Genomic DNA, 11154 nt, shown 5'->3' with positions numbered 1-11154 from the left:
CCGTAAGAACAGTGTCTGGATGGTAGAGAAATCTCATAATCACCCATCCAGACGCTTCCTGAGAATCTAACCCCGTCAGTCGTGACTATCCACTGACTCGATGGGAAGTACCGAAAATGACTAGCTCTTAGTGGACAGTGACCCTATTCTACCCAGTACTCTGCGTCTCCCTCGTACGTAACGACAAACAGGATATCTTGGATATTATCATTCTCGAAGAGGTTACTCACGGCCGGCGTATTTGGAAGCGAGAGCGTCCACTCCCCAACGGGCGAACTCGACCCGCCGGTAATCGAGTACCAGCCGCCGGCATTGGCCCGCCGGGTACTGATGACGCCGTCGACGGGTGCTGCCTCACCACCAATCGACGCGTCACTTCCCTCTTCGGAGAAATACAATCCGACGTCAATCTTCGAAAGCGTGTCCGTCTCGTCGCTCACGAAGTAGAGCAACACCTGTTTAATCTCGATATCGTCGAGATTCGGTGGGAAGTCGTCGCGCGTCGTTTCGAACGAGACCGTCATCGGCGTCGGCGACTGCTCGGGGTTGTTGAGGTCGTACCACTGGTCGGCAAATTCATTCTTAAGAGTGAACGCCCGCTCCCCGCTTCGCTTCGGATCCTGCTCCAGTTCCTGAAGCACCTGCTGGCGGTAGGTCTCGCTGTCGAGTGCCGTGTACTCGATTGTCACGAGTACGTCGGCGATGGAGTCGTAATCGATGGGATTCGACGCCTTGGGCATCCGGAACTCCCAGGTCGTGTCAACCCCCGTCTTCTCGAAGGGGAAGAGTTTGTCCTGGGACTCGGGCTGTAGCTCGAACAGGCCTGTCGTATTCGTAGGCGACGTGAGTGCGACCGATTCCGGCTGGCGACGGATGACTCGGGTCTGGAAGATGTCGCCGCCCGTGACGACGCGCGAGAGCCCGCTGTTCGAGAGCGTCGCCTTGATACCCTCCGTGGGCGGAACAAGCGCGATAACGGACGTTCTGACCCGTTTGATGAGCCGCAGATGATGACCGGGGAAGTCCCAGTCAAACGCTTCCATCGGTGTCGCGAAGTTCAGGACGCCCGTCTCTCGGAAGCGCTGGAACTCGTAAGGTGCTAGTTGTGACAACGAGAACGTCTTGGTGAGTTGGTGGGCACGCTCATCTGTCGTCAGCGCGTACTCGTTCAGCTTGGTGATATCCTGTAGCAATCTGGCAGATCCCGTGAGACCGCGTCTATCTTCGGTCATCCCGTCTCCAAGCATGTTCTCAGATGGTACGTTCCAGTAGTCCTCTTGAATGATGGCTGCGGGCGTTTCCTGGCGCTCGAAGGCGAGCTGGTTCTCTGCGAGTTTCGCGACCGTGGTCGCCCGCTGGAGGAAGTACGAGTAGACGTCCTCGAGGACGCGGCTCATCCAGAGGTAGAGATGTCGATTCAGGAATTTGGTGTCTAGGAACTCGAGCATACCCTTGGCGTGGTCGGCCTGGAGTTTGGAGATCTCTCTCTCTTGCCCGACCACCTCAACGTGGTCCTGAGCGATTCGAATCTGCTGCTCGCCGATTTCGATATCTTTCTCGGCGAGTGTTTTCTGGAGTTCCCACTGTTGTTTGCTGCGTTCGTGACTCGCTTGAATACCGTACACCTGAGCCTGGGTTTCCGTGAAGATTGCCGCTTGTGTAAAAGCCTCAGCCGCTGAATACTGTGCAATGGCTGCCGACATATATGGGTTAAATGATGCGGCTAACTCAGCGATTCTACCTCCTGTTGAGAGGCCCGAGGCGATCGATTTCATTACTGCAGCTACATTAAGTGCGGTAATCGTTTTGCGCTCATATTCGCTCAGACCCGCTGTAATCCATTCATCGTATGTTTCAGCTTCAATCTTCGAGCGATCACGCTGCAGTTCGGCTAACTTGACGCCGTCCTTTGCCTCTCTCACACGGAGGTTTTGTAACCGAACGCCAGCACGTGCCTGCTGGAGGCTTTGTTGTGCCTGTAGCCGCTGGTATTCTTCTTGGTCGTACCGTTCTAGAGCAGAGAGGAATGACGCCTCGACATTCCGTGCCTGTTCAGCCAACTTCTCGGCTCTCGCCACGAGTGCCGTGTATCGATACTGTGTCGGCTGGAATCGGACCGTCCCCGGAAGAGACAGTCGCCCGCCAGTCAGCGTCGGAAGCCCGCTCTCCACGTCGATGGATGCGGCGTACGGTTCAAGTTGGCGTCGCATCCCGGCGATGTTCATGCAGTTGCGCAGTTTGAACAGGCCGTACGTAGCGCGAAGGTCCAACGATTTCAGTATTGGATTCGCCGGGATGCAGAGCGCGAGATGAAGGTCTGGATCGAATGACTCTTCATTCGAGGTCCCTTCGTCTTTGCCGGAGTTCTGCTTCGCTTGCTGACTGACTGATTTCCCGAGGGTGACTAACCGTTCTTGGAGATAATCGTTCGCCAGGATGGTCGATTGCAACCCCTTCCGTCGCTCCGCGTCGATGTCGAAGAGAGTCTCGTAGGACGGTGGTGACTCGGCCTCACCTATTTCATTCAGGTACTCCATGGACGCGGTGATGTTCTCGCCCACGTCCCCCCCGTCGGATAGTCTCTGCAGAACTGTCTGGACCGCGTCCCGCTTGACGGAGTATTTTTCGATATTTGATATCTGTATCTCCAGTGCCTGAACCATCGGAGACCACACTGGATCGTTTTTCAGACCCAGAACCGTTTCGTGCTCGCGGAATGTCCATTCGACTTCTGCGCACGGATCGTCTTCCCTCTGTAACTCGTCCGATTCGAGCAGTTCCTGAGCCTGCTCGTAAAGTCGCCGCGCCCGGGGGACGGATTCCGACGTATCGTAGGTAAACTCTGCATCCGCGTAATCGAGGAGACTCCGGATGATCGAGACGAGAGTGAATCGAGTGTACGCCTTCGGTCGTTTAGTCGCTGCGACTTGGTGCGGGTCCAACGGGTCGACTAACCAGTCTTCTTCGCGCTGGTACGAGGGGGTGACTCCGGTGTACTTGGAGTAAACCCCTTTATTCAGCTTAGATAATGGGAATATTCTTCGCGAGTTCTGCGATGAACCGTTACCATCATCCGAGATGGTGTAATCGTAGATAGTCCGATACCAATCGAGAGAAGCGTCATACTCTCCGTTTTCTCCCAATTGGCTCGCGATCAGCATCGGAATGAAATAATACGCCTCGCGAACGTAATCCGAATTGTTCTCGTTCACTAGAGAAGTGTGCGGAATCGACGAAGTCGACCACTCTATGTGACTGAAGACGAAGCTGATGTGTCTCCTTCGCAGGTCCTGTCTACCGGAAAGTTGTTGTGGGATTTTGAAACTTTCTTGGGTGTGTGGCACCTGCGGTGAAGCCTCGAGATGAAACTCGAGATCGAGTTTGGTGCGACCACTCTCATCCACGGCTGGGTCGACTTTTGAGATGTAGAGCGATCGGAATACTGCTAAATCTGCCGATCCCGGGACGTACTCGTGTGTTTTTGAGTCCTTTGTCTGAAGGCCGACAAACATCCAATCGGCATCCGGTTTCGGATACCCTCCGCAGTGTCGCGCAATTCCAACTATCGATAGCGGAATCTGCAGTTCCCTCACCGGGTATTCATATGGGATAATACCAGTGACAATCTCCGATTTTTTGCCAACTCGTGTATCAGAAACGGACTTGCTTCCCTTGTACGTCGGTCCAAATACTGCGCTTCGACTGATTGTTTCTTCCCCGTAGTACAGGTGGATATTCCCGTCATCATCGTGGACGGCACCGATATTGTCGACTAACATTCCCTGGTTGCTGGGCCACCACACAACTGAAGGCTGGATTTTTAAGTTCCCCCCTCGTTTCTCCCCAGTGATTGTAAACGATAGCCCCTCTGGTTGGGGCTCGTTTCCGGAGTCCGTAAACAACCAGAAGAAACGACCGACATTCTGAGCCCAGACAGCCGGTATTTTTGGGGCGATCGCAATTGATGACGGTCGCGGAGTCGAGGTAATCGGTGCTTCTTGTTTTTCTTCTTCCTCTTCGGCCCAGCCGTTTTCTGAAGGGTTGAAGACGAAATAATACGATTTGTACGCGTATGCCGTTTTATCGATGGGCTCGTGATCGTCTATGACCTGAATTATCAACTCTGGACGATAGTCGGTATTTGGTTGCTGAATGACGAGTGCGTGGAACGAATCGGCATCGGAAGGTAATTTGAGCGATTCGGGTTTCTCAAGCCAATTGTGAGTATCGAGATCGTAGTGAGTGAATACGAGCTTTTCTATGCCATCTTCGACCTGTTTAGCGAACAGGTAGATTTTCCCCCTGTAGGGTACTGCTCCGAACAGTTCGGCGACGTCGCTCAGGCCGTCGATTGCCTCCCAATACGTCTGCTCCCCACCAGACTTCGCTGGATCGTACGCGGACCAGTAGACTGTTGATCCTTCCGTGTCGGGTGTCGTACTGCCGGTTTTCGGAATATTCAGGTCGCCGCCGCGAGCGAACATATAGAAAAGGTCACGTCGCCCCTCTTCCGTCTCCTCGCAGGATCCACCGCTGGTGATACGGGTATTGCCCCAGCAGGTCGCATCGAACGTCAGCGAAGCAATGTCTCGATAGTAGTCTGAATACTCTTGTGCGATCCGACACGCGCGATCTGGCGTGAGTCTGTGACTCGACGTCAGTGAATCCATGGCCGTTTCGAAAGCCGGTGTCGTTTCCCGTTGAAGGGTGGGATCGAGGACGTTGTCCGGGTAGAGGAACACCGACATCGCCGATTTCCAGGTCGCGTACGATCCGAGCCACTTCCACCGCTTGTCGTACTGGTCGTCGACGAGTTCCACGGTAGTCCCCTCCACAGCTGTGAACTCGTCCTCTGAACGGAGCGTCTCGATGAACGCTTGAATCGTTTCGATGGCCTGAGCCATCCGAGTGGTTTCTTGACAGCCGCTCGCCGCTCCGTCGATCAACAGGATGTTCGTGACCCACTCGGCGCCGGCACCTGTCGGGTCTCCGTCTGCAAGTACCTCGACAAGCCCGTCTCGAAGGGCGGGGAGTGTCTCCTCCTCGATGGTACTGACGAGTTCCTCGATAGTCTCGGTCGTGTTTTCGTATTGGTCGATGCGAGCCTCAAGCGTATCCTCCCAGTCGTCCCGTGCCTCGCGGTCGTACAACCAGTACGATGGTGACTCCTCGCTCGGCCACACCGAACCTGGCGTAAGCTCGGTTTCCAGCGTGAAGAACGCGGGGTCGAGGACGAGCCCTGTTTCTCCCCCTCCGACGTTGAGGCGTCGTTCTTCGAGACGCCAGTCCGTATACTGCCGGCACTTCCAGACCCGAAGTAGGATGTGGTAGACGTGATCCCACTCCTCGTTTGAGACGGGTCGGTCTTTCTCGATTTTTCTCCAGATTCGGTGCAAATAGTCGAAGGCGCGTTTCGAGAGGGTGAGCTGGTCGAGTCGCCCCGAGACGTCGACGCCGCCCTCGAAGTCCGCATCGATGGCCACTAGCTCCTGGGGAGCAACGCCGACCTCGTTCCTCAGTAGCTTCGTGAAGTGATTCCTGGCCTTCGCGGTGGTATCCGGGAGGTTCTGAGGTTTGAGTCGATCGAGCGCGTCCGTCAGTTCCTTCGTTCGCTGCTGATAGAGGGAGAACGCAGGATCCGCCTGGACGGGGTTGGCGAACTCGGCGTCACGGACGAGGTCGGGGTCGACGATCGCTGGCTGATTTCGACTTCGGAGGGCCCGCTGCCACAACTGCCGGGTCGTCGGACTCGCTCTCCACGTCGGCAGTCTCGCCTTCAGGACTTGCCAGTATTTGAGGCTCGATTCCTGCGTCTTCCAGCGCTTGTACTTGTCGTCATCTATGTACTTCTTGGCGGTGGTGAGTACCGCGTAGAGTTCGTCGAGGTCCTTCTCGGACGGTGGTTTGGCTGTGGACTTGGGTCTCGCGATCCGCCACATTGTAACGATGTGGCTGAACTGTGCTGGCTCGAGATAGAGTTCGTTGGCGACTCGCTGGTGGCCGCTGGCTTCGTCGAGATCGATTGCTGTGGTGACCGAACTGATGTACTTCTCCCAGGTGGGAACTTTCTCACCGACTTTGGACGGCGGTGCTCCGTAGACCGAGTCTAGGAGTTTCTCCACGCCGTTTTTCGTTTCGGGGGTTGCTTTGTACGTTTGCTCCAGTGATGCGGTCACAGCATTGAGTTGAGCCCGTCGGTCTTCCCAGACAGCCACCGCGGTCGTCTTTTGCTTGATTCCGGAGACTTTGAACCGGAATGCAGTCTCCACGAGTTCCTTCTGCGTCACGAGTTCAGGGTCGATCAGGGGTCGGCCGATCGTTAACGGAGTAGAGCGCTTGGACTTCGGAATCTGAACGACCTCGAGCAGCGGGTGAAGTTGGGATTCGAGTCGTTTGGACCACTCGCCCTGTTCGGGTTCACGGAGTGACTTCCAGAAGGTCTTCCCTCCGAAGACAACCCCCTCGTTGGATTCTTCTTCGATCCACAGTTCGGAGAGGCTGCCCTTCATTGACTCCACGAGAATCGAGACGAACTCGTCCCACTCTTCGTCCGTTACGGCCTCGAATCGACCGTCTCGCAGATGCTTTCTGTGCTTCCAATAGATCTCCATGAGGCGGGTGAAGCTATCGACCGTCAACGAGAGCTGTTTGACCTTCTCCTCGGTCGACTCGACTTCGTCTCCACTCTCAAGCTTCTCGAACAGAGACTCGAACGTCCTGATGAGGGTGCTTGCCTCCCCTAACTGCTTCCAACCACTCCATGGGCCAGGGCGTGGCTTCCCCATGTAGTAGAGCCGCGTCTTATTATCCATCTTACGGAGTAGTTTCTTGACGTCGAGAATGGGTTTCCCATCACCCTCGATGGTCGTCTCTCGGACTTCTCTCACCCGGTTGTCGACCCACGTACGACGTTTCTTCCAGAGAGAAAACGCTGGGTTATTTGCGACGGGATTCCGGAAGTCGTCCGGTCCGATGACGTCGGGGTCAATCACTGGGCGTTGTTCCTCGGACTCCGTCGCGTATACGTCGACGGGGTGATCCAGACCGTACCACACTCCCTCAAGATATTCGTGTCGCCACTGCTCTAGCTGGGACGTTTTGACTTCACGATTGATATCCGTCCCATTGGTCTCCCGTAAGCCGACGAGCGCTTCCAGCCTGGTCTCGGTGATATCGCTCGGTGTGAGGAGTAACTCGATGAGATGCTCGACCCCGATGCCGAGTCTGTTCGCTAACCGCTCACGTGACTCTTCGTCTCCATCGATTGCGTTCTGTAGTTCATCACGGGAGGTCCCGATTTCGGTCAGCAGCGTCTCGTATGCGTCACGAAGGTACGTCTGCTCGAATGTGTCGAGTCGGTCGAGTTCCTCCGGTGATAATTGCTGACTGTCCTCGTATCGCCGTAACACCTCGACGCAGAGTCTGACCTGTCGAACCGTCTCTTCGACAGCCCGACAGGACGCGGATAGACTCCCGAATGGCTGGAGGAGCATCGATCCGAGGTCGTCAAGCGAGACGCCCTGCGTGGTTGGGGCCTTCCGGACGTGTTTGTTGACGTACTGAATGAGGTCTGCAAGATACGCAATCGGACTGACGGCCGACTCACAATCCTCGCAGTCGGTACATCGCAAACCTGCCTCCTGCTCGGGATTCTCGGCACGTGATTCTCCATCGAGGCCGTCGAAACTCGATGGAAGGCCGTTCGCCTGTTCTGTGAGGTGGATCACGCCAGCGTTCTTGAGGTAGTCCTGCTGGACGACGGCCGTGGTATGGAGGACGCGTGGCTCAAGTTCAGGAGGGAGTATCGCCTCTAGCTTCTCCTGGGGGGTGTCCGCGATATTCTGGACGCCGTAGAACTCGTGGTCAATCAAGGTTGCATTCTCCTCGACTGTCGTGGGGAGGATGCTAAGATTCACGTGAGCGTCGAGCTTTCGGATGGTCGGTTCGGCTGCGAGATTCTCGACTCCCTCAATATTGCGGACTCCGCCAGCCTTCAGGATATCCCGCGAACTCTTGAAGTCTTTTGTCTTGAGAGCCTCCGCGAGATGTCTGAACGCTTCCTCTTCTTCCACCTCAACTACTGCATCTAGGCTGATCGCTTTCGGTTCAGGCGGCTCTACTATCGGAATCTCAAGGGTGAGCTCTTCTTGCTCGGGTTCAATTTCGACGACGACCTCGTGCATCGATACACCGTTTGGATCAACTATCTCGAATCTGAACTCGCGGCTCGACGGGTCGTTTACATTTACGCGATACGTCGCGATAGTATTCCCTTCTTCGTCGGTCATGTACCGGCCGATGGATTCCTCACCCGTTTCGCGTAATTCCACCACGTGCAGACGGTACTCGGCTACCGGTTCCCCGGTCTCTTCATCTTGGAGGTTAACGCGGAGTTCTCTCGTATCCCATGTCGCCATCTCGTCACGGAGGATCCGTAGTCTCTGGAAGATCGATTCGAACGATTCGCGGAGGTCGAGGGGGACAATGCATTCCTCGATGGCATTCTCGAGTGCTCGTTGGAAGTCCTCAATGTCCTCCGACAGCAGATCGTCGAGCGATAAGTCCTGAGAGGCGAAGGCGTACAAGACAGCAGGTGGGAGATCCGTTTCACCCGCATGCCTGGCGCACTCGACAAGGGTCTGAATCCGAGTCGGGTCGATATCTGCTGCCCCTGCTATGAATCGGATTTCCTCGGGAGTTAACTCAGCCAATTCGGCGTCATCCAAGTGGTTCGAGATATTGGCTAAGAGACGTTCGTATTCGGTCGGGGCCACGGAAATCCCGTGTGCAATCGTGAAATTAACCGTCTCATCGGGTTCAGCGTTGTAGATGATATGGTCTCGGTCGGTTTCAGCCTCGAGTTCTGTTTCCACCTCGTTGAAAATGCGGAGCAGAATGTTGGGCCCCTCTTGACCATCCTCCGTCTGGGCCCATGGATACAAAATCTCGTACCGGCCTTCTTCGTTTGTCGTTGTTTCGCCCACTACGTGCTCGCTACGAAGTTCTCGTTCGAACAATCGGACACTGATGTCACTGATTGGTTCGCCCCCTTCAAATTGAACCTCCCCGTGAATACTGAATACTTCAGATTCCTCTTTTGAGGAATCAATTAATTCCAATTCAATGGTGTCACCGAATTCCTCGATACGTTCCTGAAGTTCCCGTACCCGATGTTGCGTGAGATCCCCGACGATAATGACACCAGATTTTGAGATCTCGATTGACTCTCGTTCTGCTTCCAGAGCATCTAAGAGGTATTCTTGAATTTCGTCTTCGTGTTCTTCACTTGCCTGTATTCGTAATTCAAATTTACGAATCATGTATGTAATTTTCTGATGATTTTCCGGATTCTTTGCATTCTTCTCCAGTCACATCCGAGCGTAACTGGAAGCTTGTCTGAGTGGCGGTGAATTTCAGGACCCTAATTTTTCGCCCCAGATCCTCCTGATGACCCTTCGGATCATCCGTGAATACTGCCGACAATGAGTTCCATTTTGTTGGATTATCCTCGTCACATCCCATGAGGCCACTCGTTTTGCCCCCGCCGGTAGCCTGCTGCCGTTGGACCTCCAATAGGATACATAATATAATATATGATATGTTTCTAACCTCACCCCTAAGAAGCTGTTCAACCCTCCTTTTTAAAAATCTTCACCTCTTTCTTAGGCCCTGGAAATTTGACTGTATAGCGGTGGTAAGACGATCGTTGAGCGGAGCTGGCGTTTTCTCATTACACATATAATAATAGTATTCATATTAATTTAATCTACGAATCAAACCTTCATATAAGCGGAAAGTGAATGATCAACCCCTTCCCTTCTGAAGGTTTCAAAGGGTTGCTCTCAATACTGAAGCAACAGTCTTCTCTTGGTGTTTATGAACCACTTGCTTTGCTCGTGGTACAGTTCGCAAATGATGTAGCATCATACGGTTTATTGATTCCAAAACCACCGTGAAGACGTCTTTCAAGTGCCTTACCCGGGGATTTTCACTCGTCAGGTGGTGTCCTTGGGTACTTCCGGTTAAATCCATAAGCGGAAGTGGAACTCCCCCGGTACCCTCAATGAAATCTGTGTGCACAGTGTACCGTCATCGAAGATACGGCTCAAGTGAATCAACGACGTGATCGACGAATTCCTTTGTGACTCGACCCTGCCACGCCACCAGATCTTCGATACGAGGTGAATGTACTGCCCATGGAGAGATGAACGATTCGTACGGTACACCACCTGTTTTCCAGACAGCTGACTCTAAGGGAATCGAATCACCGTACTCTTTCGTCGAGATCGCGACAGCCACGTACTGCTCGTCACCGAACGGATGCGATTCGTTGTTGATGATGAGCCACGGTCGTTGGCTCTCTTCGCCCAGTTTGAACGGGTCTGAACTTCGAACCACATCGCCACGTTCCGGCTGCATCTATTCGTCTCTCTCACTTGGGTGCGGTTCGTCCGGAGCGACTGCGTCCCACTCGTCAGGTTCGATTGCTCCTTCGTCTTGATTGAGCCGTTCCGTGATTGTGTGGAGAGCATACGCGTCTGCAACCCGATTAAGATCGTTCGTTATTGCCCAGTACTCTCCTCTGTGTCGGACGAGTTCACGCTGTTTCAACCGTGAGAGGGCTGTCCCAACTGTGTTCGGATCCGCGTCGATACTGGTAGCGATTTCCGACCGGGAGAACGCTTTGTCCCGGTTTGTATAGAGATAGCCAAGTACCTGTTGGGGCACGCTTGGGCCACTTGGGAGGTCTCCGGCTTCGAACTCCTCGATTCGTACGGGCATACACTGTACTTGGTGTGCTGACGTAATCAATGTACGGGTGTGCTGAAGCTGAGATCCAGTAGATGGTCACTATCAGTATGTACTCCTAGCTCGTTGGCTGATAACCGATCACCGCGTGAGGGATTCAAGACGGACGAATAACTCGGATTAGGGATTCGACCGGCCAATTACACAGATGATTTGAGAGATGGGCAACCATTCTTCACGGCCCCGTCGTCGCGCGATCAGTGGCATAGAATCTGTGGTCGTATATGAGCCTGTCTAAGAATTTTGCCTCACCAATCCTCCTGACGTCGGCTGAAGATACTCTTACACGGTTCGACGGATCGATTCGGCCGTCGACAAAAAAAGAGAACCGGGCTCAGTTATCCG

The 11154-nt window shown here is 54.1% G+C and carries 3 protein-coding genes; all 3 read right to left on the bottom strand.

What is annotated here, in order from left to right; genetic code table 11:
* Positions 1 to 143: 143 nt before the first annotated feature.
* The 3 genes from ACR3FF_RS23145 to ACR3FF_RS23135 all read right to left on the bottom strand — a co-directional run bounded on the left by ACR3FF_RS23145 (position 144) and on the right by ACR3FF_RS23135 (position 10782).
* Positions 144 to 8774: a Tc toxin subunit A-related protein gene (locus tag ACR3FF_RS23145; protein WP_458190498.1), complete on the bottom strand. Its 8631-nt coding sequence runs from the start codon at positions 8772 to 8774 to the stop codon at positions 144 to 146.
* Between the two features lie 1315 nt (positions 8775 to 10089).
* Positions 10090 to 10419, bottom strand: a complete 330-nt coding sequence (locus tag ACR3FF_RS23140) for a hypothetical protein (protein WP_458190497.1) — start codon at positions 10417 to 10419, stop codon at positions 10090 to 10092.
* On the bottom strand, positions 10420 to 10782 hold the full coding sequence (locus ACR3FF_RS23135; RefSeq protein ID WP_458190496.1) for a hypothetical protein: 363 nt from the start codon (positions 10780 to 10782) through the stop codon (positions 10420 to 10422).
* Positions 10783 to 11154 lie beyond the last annotated feature (372 nt).

This window comes from Haladaptatus ordinarius (assembly GCF_054177595.1).
This window is presented reverse-complemented; position numbering and strand designations above follow the sequence as displayed.